Raw genomic sequence first — 15583 nt, forward strand, 5'->3', positions numbered from 1 at the left:
TCATCCGGGGGAGTTGATACCCCGTCAGCAGGCGGGAGCCGAGCCCGTCACCCGGTCGACCAGGTCCAGCCACGCGGACTCCAGCCGCTCCGGCGGCATGCCGCACTGCCGTATCAGATGATGGATCAGGGCGGGATCGAGCTGGGCCATCAGCGTGTGGGCGAGGACTTCGCAGTCCGCGTCAGGGACCGTCTCGCGCAGCAGCAGGGTCACGTGGTGGCGCAGCACGCGGCGGGGCGGACTGGTGAAGCGGCGGCCCGCTCCCGGCTCGGCCGCCAGCTGCAGTTCCAGCTCCTCGGCCGTGCGGCGGAGCATCGCGAGGCCGAAGGCGCGCAGCCGCTCGGCCGGGGGCGCGCCCGGCCCGAGCGGCGGGGGTCCGCTGAGGAAGGCGGCCTGGAACTTCTTCTCGGAGTGGTCGAGGAGGGCGGTGAGCAGACCGGTGCGGTCACCGAAGCGGCGGAAGACCGTCCCCTTGCCCACGCGGGCCGCCGCCGCGACCTCCTCCATGGTGATGCTGTCGGCCCCGCGCTCGGCCACGAGCAGCGCTGCGGCCTCCAGCAGGCGGGCCCGGTTGCGCGCGGCGTCGGCGCGCAGGCAGGGCTCGTCGAGGCCGGTGCCGAGTTGCAGCAACTCCTGCGGCTGCACGGGCTCCTGGGGTACCGGGGCGGGCGGTGGCGCGGCGGACATGAAGCCAGCGTAAAGCATCGGGAAGAAACTGGACCGCGGTCCGGTTGGGATGCTACAACAGAGAAACGGACCTCGGTCCGGATTATTCCGGCACTACTTCGGCATCCCCTTTGGAGTTCCCCCATGTCTGTTCGCATCCTCGCCCTGGTCGGCAGCCTCCGCGCCGGCTCGCACAACCGCCAGCTCGCCGAGGCCGCGGTCAAGCTCGCTCCCGCGGGCGCCGAGGTGGCGCTCTACGAAGGGCTCGCGGAGATCCCCTTCTACAACGAGGACATCGACGTCGAGGGCGGCGTTCCGGCCGCCGCCGCCGCGCTGCGCGAGGCCGCCGCGGGCGCCGACGCCCTGCTGCTCTTCACGCCCGAGTACAACGGCACGATCCCCGCCGTCCTGAAGAACGCCATCGACTGGCTGTCCCGCCCCTTCGGCGCCGGCGCCATCGGCGGCAAGCCGGTCGTCGTGATCGGCACCGCCTTCGGCCAGTACGGCGGCGTCTGGGCGCAGGACGAGGCCCGCAAGGCCGTCGGCATCGCCGGCGGCAAGGTGATCGAGGACATCAAGCTCTCGATCCCCGGTTCGGTGACCCGCTTCGCCGAGACCCACCCGGCCGACGACAGCGAGGTCGTCGGCCAGCTGACCGAGGTCATCACCCGCCTCCACGCCCTCGTCGACGAGCCTGCGGCCGCCTGACCCGCCCCGCCGCGAAAGGCCGGAGCACCGCCTTTGGCCCCGGCCGGACACGTACGGCGAGGGGGGCCGGAGCCGCATCGGACGCTGTTGGCTAATCCGGTTTCCGGCGTGACGTCGGCCTTCAAGACCCGGTTGTGGTCTTGAGGGCCGACGTTGGTGTTTGGGGAGGGTGTCGGTGTCGATGCAGCCGCAGGAGGCGTGGGAAGTTCCGCTGGAGACCGTGCGGGTGGCGCGCGCGGCCTTCCCCAGGGGGAGCCTGGCGATCCGGGTCCGTGATGAGCTGGGTGCGCTGTTCACGGACGAGCAGTTCGCGGGTCTGTTCGCGGTACGGGGGAAGCCTGCTTGGTCGCCGGGACGTCTGGCGATGGTGCTGGTGCTGCAGTTCGTCGAAGGGCTGACCGACCGGCAGGCCGCTGAGGCGGTGCGGGCCCGGATCGACTGGAAGTTCGCGCTGGGGCTGGAGCTGACCGATCCCGGGTTCGACTTCTCAGTGCTCTCGGAGTTCAGGGACCGTCTGGTCGGCGAGGATGCCGGACGGTGTGTCCTGGACGCGATCCTGGTCGCGGCCAAGAAACGGGGGCTGGTCACAGCCGGCGGAAAGGCGCGGACGGACTCCACACATGTGCTCTCCTCAGCGCGTGAACTGAACTGGCTGGAGATGGTCGGCGAGACCTTGCGGACGGCACTGAACGCGGTGGCCCAAGCGGAGCCGGACTGGCTCAGCGCCCGTGCCCTACCGGAATGGTTCACGCACTACGCGACCCGGATCGAGGACTCCCGCTTCCCCAGAGCCCGCACCAAGCGGGTCGAGGTCGGGCGCCGGATCGGAGCGGACGGGATGCGCCTGCTGCGCATGATCTGGACGGACGACGCGCCTGCCGCACTGCGGGTGCTGCCGCAGGTGGAGGTCTTGCGGCAGATGTGGGTCCAGCAGTTCCATCTGGTGGGAAGCGAGGTGGAACGGCGGGACCCAAAAGACCGCCCGCCGGGGGCGAAACGCCTGGTCACCCCGTATGACGTCCAGGCACGCGGCAGCGTCAAACGCGACACGATGTGGGACGGCTACAAGGTCCACCTCACCGAGACGTGCGAAGCCGACACGGTGCACCTGGTGACGAACGTGACCACCACTGTCGCCACCGTCCCCGACGACCGGATGGCCTCCGTCGTCCACACCGGCCTCGCTGCACGGGGCCTGCTCCCGGGCGAACACTGGGTCGACGCCGGGTATGCCAACTCCAGCGCCCTGGCCGCCGCCCGCATCGACCACGGTGTCGCCCTGCATGGGCCGCTGCGGCCGGTGACCGTCGCCCAAGCCCGTGGTGAGAGCACCTACGGACAGGACGCCTTCACCATCGACTGGGACAACCAGCACGTGACCTGCCCGAACGGGATCACCAGCACCCAGTGGCACCACCGCCGCTCGGAAGAACAGCTGCCCGTGATCCGGGTCCGCTTCTCACCGGCCGACTGCCGCACCTGCCCCAGGCTCCGGGACTGTGTCAGCTCGCCGAAAGCCCAGCGCCGGGAGATCACCCTGCGGCCCCGCCACGAATACGAAGCCCTCCACCAGGCACGGCAGCTCCAGACGACCGACGAGTGGAAGGACCGCTACAAGGTCCGTGCCGGGGTCGAAGGGACCATCTCCCAGGGAGTGCAAGCCTGCGGCCTGCGCAGATCCCGCTACCGCGGGCTCGCCAAGACCAGCCTCCAGCATCAACTCACCGGCGCCGCGATCAACCTCATCCGCATCAACGCCTGGCTCGGCGACAAGCCCCGCGCCCGCACCCGGACCAGCCCCCTGACAGCACTTCGCCCCGCCGCATAACGACGGGGCGAAGCATCAGAGCCGGGGATTAAGCCAACAGCGTCCGCATCGGCTCCGGCCCCCCTCCGCACGGACTCAGGCGGCTGCCGACGCGCTCCGGTCCTCGTGGTGGATCGGGGTGTCCGAGCCCGTCAGAGGGGCGCCCGTGCCGCCCCGGCGGGTGGCGACGATCTCCGCCGCGATCGACAGGGCCGTCTCCTCGGGGGTGCGGGCGCCGAGGTCGAGGCCGATCGGGGAACGGAGGCGGGCCAGCTCCCGCTCCCCCACGCCCGCCTCGCGCAGACGGCGCTCGCGGTCGGCGTGGGTGCGCCGGGAACCCATCGCGCCGACGAACGCCACCGGCAGGCCCAGGGCCGCCTTCAGCAGCGGCACGTCGAACTTCGCGTCGTGGGTGAGGACGCACAGCACCGTGCGCGCGTCGGTCCCGGTGCTCCGCAGATAGCGGTGCGGCCAGTCGGCCACGACCTCGTCGGCCTCCGGGAAGCGGGCCCCGGTCGCGAACACGGGCCGCGCGTCGCACACCGTGACGTGGTAGCCGAGGAACTTGCCCACCCGCACCAGCGCCGCCGCGAAATCGACCGCCCCGAAGACGATCATGCGGGGCGGCGGCACCGAGGACTCCACGAACAGGGTGAGACCACCGGGGCAGTGCGTCCCGTCCTCCCCCACGGCGACCGTGCCGGCACGGCCGGCCTCCAGCAGCGCCCCGGCCTCCCCGGCCGCCGTCCGGTCCAGCCCGGGAACGCCGCCGAGACCACCCTCGTACGACCCGTCCGGATGGACGAACAGGGCATTGCCGAGGAGTTCCGCCGGCCCCCCGACGACCCGGGCCAGCGCCCCCGGCCGGCCCCGGAGGACGGTCGACAGCGCCGCCTCCAGCACCGGCCGGGCGGGCGCCCGCACGCCGATCGGGGTCACCATGACGTCGATGACCCCGCCGCAGGTCAGGCCGGTGGCGAAGGCGTCCTCGTCGCTGTGGCCGAACCGTTCGACACGGGTCTCGCCGTCCGCGAGCGCCTGGGCGCACAGGTCGTACACCGCGCCCTCCACGCACCCGCCGGACACCGAGCCGACCGCCGTGCCCCCGCGGTCGACGGCGAGGGCGGCGCCGGGGCCGCGCGGCGCGCTGCCGCCCACGGACACCACCGTGGCCACGGCGAACTCCCGGCCCTCGGTCAGCCAGCGGTGCAGCTCGTCGGCGATGTCAAACACCCGCTCCTCCCGCCCGCAGCACCCGGTCCGGACGGATGGGCAGGTTCCGGTGGCGTACGCCGGTCGCGTGCCAGACCGCGTTGGCGACGGCCGCCGCCGCGCCCACGATGCCGACCTCGCCGATGCCCTTGATGCCGACGGGGTCGTCGGGGTCCGGGTCGTCGACCCAGTCCGCCTCGACCTTCGGCACGTCGGCGTGGGTGGCGACGTGGTAGCCGGCCAGATCGGCGCCGTAAAGACTGCCGAAGGCGCGGTCCCGGACCGCCTCCTCGTGCAGGGCCATCGAGATGCCCCAGATCATGCCGCCCACCAGCTGACCGCGCGCGGTGAGCGGGTTGACGATGCGGCCCGCGGCGAAGACGCCGAGCATCCGGCGCACCCGCACCTCGCCGGTGGCGACGTCCACGGCCACCTCGGCGAACTGCGCCCCGAAGGAGTGCCGTTCCTTCTGGGCGAGGGCGCCGAGGGCGGCGGTGGTGTCGGACCGTACGGTGATTCCCTCCGGCGGCACGGCGCCTGCGGGGACGAGACGGCCGCGCAGTTCCTCGGCGGCGGTCGTGACCGCCCAGGCCCAGGAGCGGGTGCCCGTGGAGCCGCCCGCGATCCCCGCCGGGCCGAAGTCGCTGTCGCCGATGCGCACCCGGACCCGGTCGGGCGCCACCCGGAGCGCGTCGGCGGCCACCAGGGTGAGCGCCGTACGCGCCCCGGTGCCGATGTCGGCCGCGGCGATCCGCACGGTGTAGGTGCCGTCCGCCTCCGCGGTCACCGCGGCCGTCGACGGAAGGGCGCCGGAGGGGAAGGAGGCGGCGGCCGTGCCGGTGCCCAGCAGCCAGCGCCCTTCGCGGCGCGTCCCCGGGCGCGGGTCGCGGCCGGCCCAGCCGAAACGGCGGGCGCCCTCACGGAAGCAGGCGGCGAGGTTGCGGCCGGCGAACGGCAGTCCGGAGACCGGGCCGCGCTCGGGATCGTTGCGCAGCCGCAGCTCGACCGGGTCGATGCCGCACCGCTCGGCCAGTTCGTCGAGCGCCGCCTCCAGCGCGAACGACCCGGGCGCCTCGCCCGGCCCGCGCATCCACGTCGGGGACGGCACGTCCAGCCGTACGACCTCGTTCGAGGTGCGGTGGGCGTCGGCGTCGTACATCACGCGTGCCGCACCGGCGCTCGGCTCGACGAATTCCCAGACCGTCGACGTCTGGTTCAGCGAACGGTGCTCGAGGGCGCGCAGCCGGCCGTCGGGGTCGGCGCCGAGCCGGACCCGCTGGACGGTGGGGCTGCGGTAGCCGGTGAGCGAGAACATCTGACGCCTCGTCAGGACGACGCGGACCGGCCGCCGCAAGACGGTCGCGGCCATCACCGCGGACACCTGGTGCGCCCGCAGGCCCTTGCTGCCGAAGCCGCCGCCGATGTGCTCGGAGCGCACCCGTACCGCGGACGCGTCCAGTGAGAACATCCGCGCGAGCTCGTCGGCGACCCAGGTGGTGCCCTGGTTGGAGTCGACGACCTCGAGCCGGCCGCCGTCCCACAGGGCGGTCGCCGCGTGCGGCTCCATCATGGCGTGGTGCTCTTCGGGCGTGGTGTACTCCACGTCCACCACGTGGGCGCAGGAGGCGAGTTCGGCCTCCAGGTCGCCCTTCTCCGTCACCGCGGGCATGTGCCCGTCCGCCGCGTAGGCGTCCGGACGGCCGGCGAAGAGCCCGATGTCGTGCGGCTCCCGCTCGTAGGTGACGACGAGCGCCTCGGCGGCCTCCCGGGCCTGCTCCGACGTCTCGGCGACGACGAGCGCGACGGGCCAGCCGGCGTGCGGGACCCGGTCGTTCTGGAAGACCGCGGCCGTCGGGTCCGGCGGAACACCCAGCATGCCGATGTAGTCGGTGTCGAGGCGCGGGGCGTTCCCGTGGTGCAGGACGGTGAGCACGCCCGGCATGCCGAGCACCGGCCCGGTCTCCACGGACAGGATCCGGCCGCGGGCGACGGTGGACAGCACCAGCCAGCCGTGGGCGAGGCCGGCGAAGGGGATCTCGCCGGCGTACCGGGCGGCTCCGGTGACCTTGTCGCGGCCCTCGACGCGGGTGTGCGCGGCGCCGACGGCGCCTGTCGTCGTGGCGGTGGTCATCGGGCGGCCTCCTCGGCCAGTTCGGACAGCACGGCCACCACGAGGTTGCGCATGAGGGTCACCTTGTATCCGTTGTCGGACAGCGGCCTGGCGGCCGCGAGCTCGGCGTCCGCCGCCGCCGCGAAGTACTCCGCGGCGGCCGGGGCGCCGTTCAGCACGCGTTCGGCGGCGCGGGCCCGCCAGGGCCGGGACGCCACGGCCCCGAAGGCGAGGCGCGACTCGCGCACGACTCCCCCGCTGACGTCGAGGGCGGCGGCGACCGAGCCGATCGCGAAGGCGTACGAGGCGCGTCCGCGGACCTTGCGGTAGCGCGAGCGGGCGGCGGCCGGCGCGGGCGGCAGGGTGACGTGGGTGATGAGCGCCCCGGGCGGCAGGACGGTCTCCCGGTGCGGGGTGTCGCCCACCGGGAGGTAGAAGTCGGTCAGCGGCGACTGTCCCGGCCCGTCGGCGGTCTCGTAGGAGACGACCGCGTCGAACGCGGTCAGCGCCACCCCCATGTCGGAGGGGTGGACGGCCACGCAGTGGTCGGAGGCGCCCAGGACGGCGTGGTTGTGGTGCTCGCCCTCGACGGCGGGGCAACCGCTGCCGGGGACACGCTTGTTGCAGGGCTTGGTCACATCGGTGAAGTAGCCGCAGCGGGTGCGCTGGAGCAGATTGCCGCCGACGGTGGCCATGTTGCGCAACTGCCCGGAGGCGCCGGCGAGCACGGCCTGGGCGAGGGCGGGGTAGTTCCGGCGGATCCCGGGGTGTGCGGCGAGGTCGCTGTTGGTGACGGTGGCGCCGACGCGCAGCCCGCCGTCGTCGGTCGGCTCGATCCGGTCCAGCGGGAGGGTGCGGACGTCGACGAGGCGGGCCGGGCGCTCGACACCGCTCTTCATCAGGTCGACGAGGTTGGTGCCGCCGCCGAGGTAGCGGGCGTCGGGGTCGGCGTCGAGCAGCGCCACCGCGCCGGGGACGTCGTCGGCGCGCCGGTAGTCGAACTCCCTCATGCCGCGGCCCCCTCGGCCGCGCCGCGGTGCTCCGCGGCGGCGCGGGCGACCGCCTCGACGATCTGCACGTACGCGCTGCAGCGGCACAGGTTGCCGCTCATGCGTTCCCTGATCTCCTCGGGGGTCAGGGGCGGCGGTCCCGCTTCGGGGCGCACGTCCCCGGTGACGGCGCTGGGCCAGCCCGCCGCGTGCTCCTCGATGACGGCGACGGCCGAACAGATCTGGCCGGGGGTGCAGTAGCCGCACTGGAAGCCGTCCAGGTCGAGGAAGGCCTGCTGCACCGGGTGCAGCCGGTCCCCTTCGGCCAGGCCCTCCACGGTGGTGATCTCGCGCCCGTCGGACGCGACGGCCAGTTGCAGGCAGGACACGGTGCGACGGCCGTCGACCAGGACCGTGCAGGCGCCGCACTGCCCCTGGTCGCAGCCCTTCTTGGTGCCGGTCAGGTCGAGGCGCTCACGCAGGGCGTCGAGCAGGGTGGTGCGGTGGTCGACGGACAGGGTGTGCTTCTCGCCGTTGATGTTCAGGGTGACGCTGCTGGACGTCGTGGGGGCCATGGGCAGCCTTCTTTCAGGGATCTGGAAGGCGGACGGGTCGATGACTCGGGGGCGGGCCGTGAGGAACGTGGGGGCGTTCGGGACCATGCGGAAGAGGGAGGGGCGCCGGTCGTCGGGGGCATGTCACCGGGCGTCCCGCGCCGTCCGTGTCCGCCGATACGATGGACCCGAAGCGGACAGCTGTCCGTTACCCCTGAAAACGTAGTGGACAGCTGTCCGGTTATCAAGGACGGGTTTCGGTCACGGCCCGGGAGGAGGACGAGTGGGGCACGAGAAGGACGCATCCCCGTGCGCGCGGGCACCGCGGAGCACCGCGCCGCCCCTGCGCTCGGACGCGCAGCGCAACCGCGAGCGCATCCTGGAGGTGGCCCTCGTCGAACTCACGCGCGCGGCGGACACCCCGCTGAGCGTGATCGCCAGGAAGGCGGGCGTCGGGCAGGGCACGCTCTACCGGAACTTCCCCAGCCGTGAGGCGCTCGTCATGGAGATCTACCGGTACGAGATGCAGCAGGTGGCGGACAGCGCGGCGCAGTTGCTGAGCACGCGGGAGCCCGACCGCGCGCTGCGCGAGTGGATGGACGGGCTCGCCCGCTTCGCCATGGCCAAGGCCGGACTGGCCGACGCCATCCGGCAGGCCACCAGCGGACCGGGGAGCCCGGCGAAGCCGGGGCACAGCCCGGTGACCGAGGCGGCGGAGCTCCTGCTGCGCAGCTGCGAGGAGGCCGGATCCATTCGTCCCGGCGTGACCGCGGACGACCTCGTCCTCGCCATCGGCGGCCTCTGGCAGCTCGACCCCGCCGAGGACTGGCAGCCGCGCGCCACCTGGCTGCTGGACCTGGTCATGGACGGTCTGCGGGCCGGGGCGCCGAAACGGTAGCGCACCGTCCGGCCCGCCGGTGGACGGACCGCCCGTCGACTCCGCCCCCGCGCGGGCGTCACGGCGCCGGCCGGCCGCCGACGCCACGGCGGCTCGCGTGGTTCCCGCGGGACGGCGGCCACCGCCGGGCGCGGCGGCACCGGTCCGCCGCGACGGCGACGGCCGGTATCCGGCGGCCGACGCACCGGCGGTCCCCGCCGGGCCCGCGGCACGGCCCGACGTCGTCCGGGCGGCTCCGGAAACGACGTGCCCGCCGGACGGGTGACCTCAGCGGGGCGGCGGGACGCCGCCCCGAAGCGGGCGCCGGTTCAGCCGGACCCGGGCAGTCCCGTGAGCTCCCGGCCCGTGACCATCTCGGCCTCGATCCGGACGAACACCCCGTCGCGCATCGGCATCCACGAGCGGGGCCCGCTCCGCAGCAGGCGGCCGTGCTCGGCCGGGTCGGCCACCACGGCCGCCCGGCTCGTGACCACCGCGCTCCAGCCGGACCGGCTCCCGGCGTCGAAGCCGTCGGCCTCGAAGGCGACCACGACGCCGTCGGCCGCCCGGACCGGACCGGAGGCGGCGGCGGTGCACAGCACCACGGAGGAGTCCGTGTCCAGGAAGAAGTCGACGGGCAGGACAGCGGGCAGCGCCTGCCGGGTGTAGACGACGCGACCGACCGGCACCTTGGCCAGCAGGCGCAGGCACTCCTGGCGGTCGAGCGACCGGAAGCCATCGCTGTGGATCATTCCTCCATCGTCGTCGGCGGATCCCGCCGGGGCCAGGGCCGGACGGTCCTGGCCTGGAGGACGCCGCGGTCACCTGTGTGCGAGTCGACATGTCTGACTCGCCTCCGCCGGTGGAACCCGGGGAACATGGGCAAGAGCGCGCTGATCGTCATCGACATGATCAACACCTACGACCATCCGGACGCCGAGCACCTGATCCCCTCCGCCGAGGCGGTCGTACCGGTCGTCTCCGCCCTGCTGGAGCGGGCGCGGAGCCGGGACGTGCCGGTGATCTACGTCAACGACAACTTCGGCGAGTGGCGCTCCCACCACGGGGAACTGCTCGACAAGGCCCTGTCGGGACCGTACGCGCGCCTCGTGGAGCCACTGGTGCCGGACGACTCCTCGCTCTTCGTCGTCAAGGCACGGCACTCGGTCTTCTTCGAGACCCCCCTGGGCTATCTGCTCAACCAGCAGGGCATCGACCGGCTCGTGCTGTGCGGCCAGGTCACGGAGCAGTGCGTCCTCTACTCGTCGCTCGACGCGCACATCCGCCACTTCGACGTGACCGTCCCCCGCGACGCCGTCGCCCACATCCACGCCGACCTCGCGGACGCCGCCCTGCGGATGATGGAACGCAACATGGGCGCACGGGTGTGCGACAGCGGTGAACTCTGGAACTGACGCACCGCGACGCGGGCCCGCGGGCCGACACTGGCCCCATGAGCCGTACTCCCGTACCGCCCCGCGAGGTCCGCCCCTACCTCGACGAACTGGTCCACCGCACGCGCGCCGTCTGCGGCCCCCACCTGGTGAGCGTCCTCGCCGTCGGCTCCCTCGCGCTCGGCGACTACCGGCACGGACGCAGCGACGTCGACGTGACCGTCGTGGTGGACCGCTCGCTGCCCCGGCGTGCCCTGCCCGAACTGGCCGGGGTGCTGGCCCACCCCGCCCTGCCCTGTCCCGCGGCCGGACTGGAACTGGTCGTGTACCCGGCCGATTTCGCCGGCCGCCCGTCCGGCGGGGCCGGGTACCTCATGGACCTCAACACCGGACCGTCCTTGCCCGAGCGGGTCAGCCACGACCCCGGGGAGGCGCCCTCGTTCTGGTACGTCCTCGACCGTTCCGTCGCCCACCAGGCGGGCCTCCCGCTGTTCGGCGGGCCGGTACGGGACGTGATCGCCGCACCGGAGCGGGCCGCCGTGCTCAGCGCGCTCCGCGCCTCCGTGCGGGAACACGCCGAGGGCGAGGGGCACGCGGCCGACAACCGGGTGCTCAACGGCTGCCGTTCCGTGGTGTACTGCCGCACCGGCCGCTGGTTCGCCAAGCGCGGGGCGGCCGGGATCGTCGCCGCCTCGGAGGCGGGCTTCCGGCCACTGATCGCGGACGCGCTGCGCAGCTTCGAACGCCCCCGTGAGTCCGCGTCGGCGCTGCCCGGAACGGCGGTGCGGGAGTTCCTGGCCTGGGCGGCCCGGCGTGTGGACGAGGCCGTCGAGGCGGAGGGCGGGGACGGCGCCCTGTCCTGACGGACGCCTCCGGGCGGGCCGTGCGCCCGGAAACCGGCTCGACAGCCGTCGGCCCCGCCCTCTAGGCTCTCCGGCGCGGCATCGCGTGCCGGTCACCGGTCGGGTGAGGCATGGAGGCGCCGCGGATGCCCGTGGAGGCATTGACACCGTGTCAGTCGAGTTCAACCACACCATCGTCCTCACCCGTGACCGGGAGAAGTCCGCCCGTTTCCTCGCCCGGATCCTGGGCCTGCGGGTCGGGGAGCCGGCCGGAGCGTTCCTGCCGGTGACGACCGCCAACGGAGTCACCCTGGACTTCGCGACCGTCGACATCGACATCCCGGCGCAGCACTACGCGTTCCTCGTCTCCGAGGACGAGTTCGACGCGATCCTCACCCGGCTGGTGGACGCCGGGGTCCCCGTCCAGGCCGATCCGCACGGCAGGCACCCCCGCCGCATCAACCGCAACGACGGCGGTCGCGGCGTCTACTTCCGGGACCCGGCGGGCCACGGCCTCGAGGTCATCACCCGCCCGTACGGCGCCGACCCGGCCTCACCGCTGAACGGCGTCACCGAGGAGGTCCCCGGAGCCGTGTAGCCGGGCGGGGGCGGGCGTGCTCCGCGCCCGCCCCCGCCCGGCCGGTTTACGCCCCCCGCAACGGGCTACGCGGCGGACACGGGGAGTCCGGACCGGACACGTACCGGGAGGTGCCCATGACCACACGGATACGGGACGTGATGTCCGCGGACACCGCGTCCGTCGAGCCCATGACGACGGTGGCGCGGGCGGCGCGCCTGATGCGCGAGCAGGACGTCGGCGACGTCCTCGTCGCGTACGACTGTGATCTGTTCGGTGTGCTCACCGACCGTGACATCGTGCTGAGGGGCGTGGCGGAGGGGCGCGACCCGGAGGCCACGACGGTCGGTTCCCTGTGCACGCGCCCTCCCCTGGTGACACTCGGCCCCGAGGACACCACCGAGTACGCCGTGGAGCTGATGCGGCGGCACGCCGTGCGACGGCTCCCGGTGGTGGAACGCGGCGGCTGTCCGGTGGGAGTGGTGAGCCTCGGGGACCTCGCCGCGGCGGAGGACCCGCACTCCGCCCTGGCGGACATCAGCGCGGCGGCCCCCACGCACTGAGCGCGGGTCCCTCCGGCGCCGGGGGACTCCTTGCCTGCGGGCCGGTCTCCCGCCCCCGCCGCCCCTGTCCGTCCGTGCCCGGGGGCGCCGCCCCCGGGCCCCGTCCCCCGGGGTCCCCCGGAGGGGCTGCCGCGGAGCCGCCGTCATCCGTCGACCGTGAGCGCGCACGTCCAGCCGTACGGGCCCGGGCGGATCCGCAGTTCCTCCCGGCCCACGGCCGTCGGCATCCGGCCGGTGACCCGTACGTCCGTCAGGGCGGCGACCGCCAGGCGTACGTCGAGACCGTCCTCGGTCCCGTCCGCCTCCACGTCGACCGGTACCTGGCCGTACTCCTCCAGCCGGTACAGGACCTCGTCCAGCAGCGCCGCCAGCAGATCGTCGTCACTGGCCCCGGCCAGCCGGACGCGCCCCGCGCCCGTCGGCCGCACCCCGGAGACGTCGGCGAAGCACTCCACCATCGCCGCCACCGCCTCCGCCAGACAGTTCTCCCGGCTCGCCGCCCACACCTCGATCCGGAACTCGTCCTCCCGCGCCACCGCCCGGTGCCCGCTCTCCTCCGGCCGCCGCGCCTGCCCGTAGTCGCTCGTGTCACCGACCATGGAACCCGCCTGCCCGACGACCGCGCACCCATGCGGGCGCCGGGCGCTTCGCGTGCCGCAGAGCGGGGTACACGGGTGCGGATCAGGTGCTTCAGGTGCCGTCTCCGGTACGGAGGGAGGGCATCCGCCATGCGGTTCCGTGATCGTCGGCAGGCCGGCCGCGAACTGGCCGCACGGCTGCGGGAGAGGCAGGACGAGGGAGCCCTGCCCGACCCCGTCGTGCTGGCGCTGCCCCGCGGCGGCGCGGCCGTGGCCGTCGAGGTCGCCCGGGCGCTGGACGCCCCGCTCGACGTCCTCGTCGTACGGAAGATCGGCGCCCCCTTCCACGAGGAGTTCGGCGTCGGCGCGATGGCCGGCGACGGGGTGCCGCTCTTCGACGAGGACGCCCTGACGCGGCTGGGCCTCGATGAGGCCGACCTGGCGCCCGTCGTCGAGCGCGAGCGCGCCGAGCTGCGCCGCCGCGAGGAGCGCTACCGCCGGGGCCGCCCCGCTCCCGAACTGCGCGGACGGACCGTGATCGTCGTCGACGACGGACTGGCGACCGGCTCCACCGCCCGCGCCGCGCTGCGCGCCCTGCGGGCGCAGGACCCCGGACACCTCGTGCTGGCCGTTCCGGTCGGCGCGAGGGAGGGCGTCACGCTGATGCGCGCCGAGGCCGACGAGGTGGTCTGCCCGTACGAGCCGGCCGCGTTCATGGCCGTGGGCCAGTGGTACGAGGAGTTCGGCCAGCTGACGGACGAGGACGTGCTGGACGCGCTGCACCAGCGGCAGGCGTAGGGCCTGTCCGGCGGATACGTGCCGGACGGGCCCTGGCCGCGGTCAGACGACCCCGTCCGCGCGCAGTGCCGCGATCTCCCCGGGGGAACGGCCCAGTTCCGCGAGGATCGCCTCCGTGTGCTCGCCCACGGCCGGCACCGGGTCCATGCGGGCCGGCAGGCCCGCGAGGCCGGCGGGCGGCAGCAGCGCCTCAGCGGTTCCGCCCGGCACCGCCACCTCGCGCCAGCGGTCGCGGGCGGCGAGGCTGTGTCCCCGCGAGGAGGCCCCGGCATCCACGCCGGGGGGGAGGGTACCTTCCGCCCGCGGAGGGGGGAATCACGTCCCGCCGAGCGCGGGGCCCCCGCGTACGGTCGGTCGGGGCTCACCGGCCGCGTGGGAGGCGCCTTCCGGGGTGCCGTACGGTACGCCTGTGACCGTCTTCAGCCCTGAGAACGCCCCGGGCCGCCACGGCCCTTCCGCCACCGTCGAGGCCGCGCCCCGTGAGGTGGGCCGGGTGCGCACCGAGTACTCGCCCGCGCACGACGGCGACCCCGATCCCGGGGAGATCGTCTGGACCTGGGTGCCCTACGAGGAGAACGACGGCCGGGGCAAGGACCGTCCGGTGCTGGTCGTCGCCCGTGAGGCGGGCGGGACGTTCCTCGCCGTGCAGTTGTCCAGCAAGGGGCGCGACGGTCACCGGGAGTGGGTGCCGATCGGCAGCGGGCCGTGGGACCGGTCGGGCCGCGATTCGTGGGTGGCCGTGGACCGGGTGCTGCGGCTGCACGAGGAGGGCATGCGCCGGGAGGCGTGCGCGCTGGACCGGATGCGGTTCAACCTCGTGCGTCAGCGGCTGCGGGAGCGGTACGGCTGGAGCTGATCGCCGCGGGCCCGGCCGGCAGGTCCGCGAAGGTCCGCTCGAACGCGGTGCGGACCGCGCTGTCGCGGGTGCGGTCCAGGATGCCGAACACCACGTGGGCGAAGGCGCCCGCGAAGCGCCCGCCCGGCTCCAGGTGCGACCGGAACGCCGCCGCCACGTGGGCGGGGTCGTTGCGGAACACCCCGCAGCCCCAGGCGCCCAGGACGAGCCGTCGGTAGCCGTGGGCGGCGGCGGTCTCCAGGACGCGCTCGGCCCGTACCGCCAGGGCGTGCGGCACCTCGGCCGCCCGCTCCGGCGCCGTCCGCAGGATCACTCCCGCGTTGGGCGCGGGAGAGGTGAGGAAACCGGCCGTGAACGGCTCGTCCAGGAGGCGTCCGCGGTCGTCGCGGAAGACGGGCACGGCGGGTGAGTGGATCACCCGGTCGGTGTAGAACGGGTCGCGGTGGGCGCGGTGGTGGTCGTAGAAGCCGGCGGCCCGCAGCAGACAGGTGTACAGCGCGGAGGCGCGGCACAGGGCCTCCTCCTGCGCCTGCGCCCCGTTCAGGTATCCCCCGCCGGGATTGCGGGCGGAGGCGAAGTTCAGCACGGCCGTGCCGTCCCCGAGCCGCCGGGCGGCCTCCAGGCTGCTCTCGCCGGTGACCTCGAACCGGGTCCCGGCCGGCCGGAACGCCGGAACCGGGACCGGCTCCGGCCCGTACGTCCGCGTTCCGCGGGCCGCGGCCTCGACCGCCGCCGCGACGGACACCTCGTGGCCACCGGGTGCGCGGTAGGCGCCCGCCGCCACGATCCGCTCGGTCTCGCGGGCGATGCCGCGCAGGCGCGCGCTCACGGCGCCACCCCCGTAGCCGCCGTGACCACGCGCTGCGCGGCCTCGTTCGTCGTGCTCATGCAGGCATCCTGAGCGATGCTGGTGACGCGCTGCAACGGAGTTTCCGCCTCCCCGGAAGGCCCGGGAGACGGGCGGAGGACCGCCCGGGAACAGGCCGGACGAAAGGGCGGCCGAACCGGGTCCCCCATCAGGCGCCCTTGTGCCCGCCGACGCGAGGGTTTTG

Annotated in this window: 17 protein-coding genes and 1 pseudogene; 9 read left to right on the plus strand and 9 right to left on the minus strand. The window is 74.1% G+C overall.

Going from position 1 to position 15583, the window contains the following annotated elements; translation table 11 throughout:
• Positions 1-24: 24 nt before the first annotated feature.
• On the minus strand, positions 25-687 hold the full coding sequence (locus ACZ8ZB_RS02895; RefSeq protein ID WP_470736142.1) for a TetR/AcrR family transcriptional regulator: 663 nt from the start codon (positions 685-687) through the stop codon (positions 25-27).
• Positions 688-810: 123 nt separating this feature from the next.
• Between ACZ8ZB_RS02895 and ACZ8ZB_RS02900 the strand changes: the two genes are divergently transcribed.
• Both ACZ8ZB_RS02900 and ACZ8ZB_RS02905 read left to right on the plus strand, forming a co-directional pair.
• Positions 811-1374 (plus strand): NAD(P)H-dependent oxidoreductase, encoded by a 564-nt coding sequence (locus ACZ8ZB_RS02900; protein WP_470736143.1) that lies wholly within the window; start codon positions 811-813, stop codon positions 1372-1374.
• Between the two features lie 175 nt (positions 1375-1549).
• A complete protein-coding gene (locus ACZ8ZB_RS02905) occupies positions 1550-3202 on the plus strand; it encodes an IS1182 family transposase (protein WP_470736144.1) in 1653 nt (550 codons plus the stop codon).
• A gap of 75 nt (positions 3203-3277) precedes the next feature.
• Here the strand turns inward: ACZ8ZB_RS02905 and ACZ8ZB_RS02910 are convergent, their stop codons facing one another.
• The 4 genes from ACZ8ZB_RS02910 to ACZ8ZB_RS02925 are packed head-to-tail and all read right to left on the minus strand — an operon-like array spanning position 3278 to position 8067.
• Positions 3278-4414, minus strand: a complete 1137-nt coding sequence (locus tag ACZ8ZB_RS02910; protein ID WP_470736145.1) for an XdhC family protein — start codon at positions 4412-4414, stop codon at positions 3278-3280.
• Positions 4407-6524 carry a xanthine dehydrogenase family protein molybdopterin-binding subunit gene (locus ACZ8ZB_RS02915; RefSeq protein ID WP_470736146.1) on the minus strand — a complete coding sequence of 706 codons (2118 nt, stop codon included), beginning with the start codon at positions 6522-6524 and terminating at the stop codon, positions 4407-4409. The genes ACZ8ZB_RS02910 and ACZ8ZB_RS02915 overlap by 8 nt, the downstream gene beginning before the upstream one ends.
• Positions 6521-7513, minus strand: coding sequence for an FAD binding domain-containing protein (locus tag ACZ8ZB_RS02920; protein ID WP_470736147.1), 993 nt, complete (start codon positions 7511-7513; stop codon positions 6521-6523). The genes ACZ8ZB_RS02915 and ACZ8ZB_RS02920 overlap by 4 nt, the downstream gene beginning before the upstream one ends.
• On the minus strand, positions 7510-8067 hold the full coding sequence (locus tag ACZ8ZB_RS02925; protein WP_470736148.1) for a 2Fe-2S iron-sulfur cluster-binding protein: 558 nt from the start codon (positions 8065-8067) through the stop codon (positions 7510-7512). The genes ACZ8ZB_RS02920 and ACZ8ZB_RS02925 overlap by 4 nt, the downstream gene beginning before the upstream one ends.
• A gap of 262 nt (positions 8068-8329) precedes the next feature.
• Between ACZ8ZB_RS02925 and ACZ8ZB_RS02930 the strand changes: the two genes are divergently transcribed.
• Positions 8330-8944 (plus strand): TetR/AcrR family transcriptional regulator, encoded by a 615-nt coding sequence (locus ACZ8ZB_RS02930; protein ID WP_470736149.1) that lies wholly within the window; start codon positions 8330-8332, stop codon positions 8942-8944.
• A 308-nt stretch (positions 8945-9252) separates the two neighbouring features.
• On the opposite strand, the gene ACZ8ZB_RS02935 is transcribed toward ACZ8ZB_RS02930, so the two are convergent.
• The gene (locus tag ACZ8ZB_RS02935) at positions 9253-9675 is read right to left on the minus strand and encodes a pyridoxamine 5'-phosphate oxidase family protein (protein ID WP_470736150.1); all 423 of its coding nucleotides are present in this window, start codon (positions 9673-9675) and stop codon (positions 9253-9255) included.
• A gap of 126 nt (positions 9676-9801) precedes the next feature.
• On the opposite strand from ACZ8ZB_RS02935, the gene ACZ8ZB_RS02940 reads away from it, so the two are divergent.
• The 4 genes from ACZ8ZB_RS02940 (at position 9802) to ACZ8ZB_RS02955 (ending at position 12299) form a co-directional block, all read left to right on the plus strand.
• Positions 9802-10338: a cysteine hydrolase family protein gene (locus ACZ8ZB_RS02940; RefSeq protein WP_470736151.1), complete on the plus strand. Its 537-nt coding sequence runs from the start codon at positions 9802-9804 to the stop codon at positions 10336-10338.
• Positions 10339-10376: 38 nt separating this feature from the next.
• Positions 10377-11180, plus strand: coding sequence for a nucleotidyltransferase domain-containing protein (locus ACZ8ZB_RS02945; protein WP_470736152.1), 804 nt, complete (start codon positions 10377-10379; stop codon positions 11178-11180).
• A 148-nt stretch (positions 11181-11328) separates the two neighbouring features.
• Positions 11329-11757 carry a VOC family protein gene (locus ACZ8ZB_RS02950; RefSeq protein ID WP_470736153.1) on the plus strand — a complete coding sequence of 143 codons (429 nt, stop codon included), beginning with the start codon at positions 11329-11331 and terminating at the stop codon, positions 11755-11757.
• Between the two features lie 116 nt (positions 11758-11873).
• Complete coding sequence (locus tag ACZ8ZB_RS02955; RefSeq protein WP_470736154.1) at positions 11874-12299, plus strand: CBS domain-containing protein; 426 nt, start codon at positions 11874-11876, stop codon at positions 12297-12299.
• Between the two features lie 143 nt (positions 12300-12442).
• Here ACZ8ZB_RS02955 and ACZ8ZB_RS02960 read toward each other — a convergent pair whose 3' ends face one another.
• Positions 12443-12898 (minus strand): archease, encoded by a 456-nt coding sequence (locus tag ACZ8ZB_RS02960; RefSeq protein ID WP_470736155.1) that lies wholly within the window; start codon positions 12896-12898, stop codon positions 12443-12445.
• Between the two features lie 129 nt (positions 12899-13027).
• Between ACZ8ZB_RS02960 and ACZ8ZB_RS02965 the strand changes: the two genes are divergently transcribed.
• Positions 13028-13675, plus strand: a complete 648-nt coding sequence (locus ACZ8ZB_RS02965; protein WP_470736156.1) for a phosphoribosyltransferase — start codon at positions 13028-13030, stop codon at positions 13673-13675.
• A gap of 42 nt (positions 13676-13717) precedes the next feature.
• Here ACZ8ZB_RS02965 and ACZ8ZB_RS02970 read toward each other — a convergent pair.
• Positions 13718-13924, minus strand: a pseudogene (locus tag ACZ8ZB_RS02970) (CoA transferase); the annotation flags it as partial.
• Positions 13925-14084: 160 nt separating this feature from the next.
• On the opposite strand from ACZ8ZB_RS02970, the gene ACZ8ZB_RS02975 reads away from it, so the two are divergent.
• The gene (locus ACZ8ZB_RS02975; protein ID WP_470736157.1) at positions 14085-14531 is read left to right on the plus strand and encodes a type II toxin-antitoxin system PemK/MazF family toxin; all 447 of its coding nucleotides are present in this window, start codon (positions 14085-14087) and stop codon (positions 14529-14531) included.
• On the opposite strand, the gene ACZ8ZB_RS02980 is transcribed toward ACZ8ZB_RS02975, so the two are convergent.
• Positions 14485-15360 (minus strand): TIGR02452 family protein, encoded by an 876-nt coding sequence (locus ACZ8ZB_RS02980; RefSeq protein WP_470736158.1) that lies wholly within the window; start codon positions 15358-15360, stop codon positions 14485-14487. The two genes, ACZ8ZB_RS02975 and ACZ8ZB_RS02980, sit on opposite strands and share 47 nt — an antisense overlap.
• Positions 15361-15583: the final 223 nt, after the last annotated feature.

This window comes from Streptomyces sp. 12E, assembly GCF_055633275.1.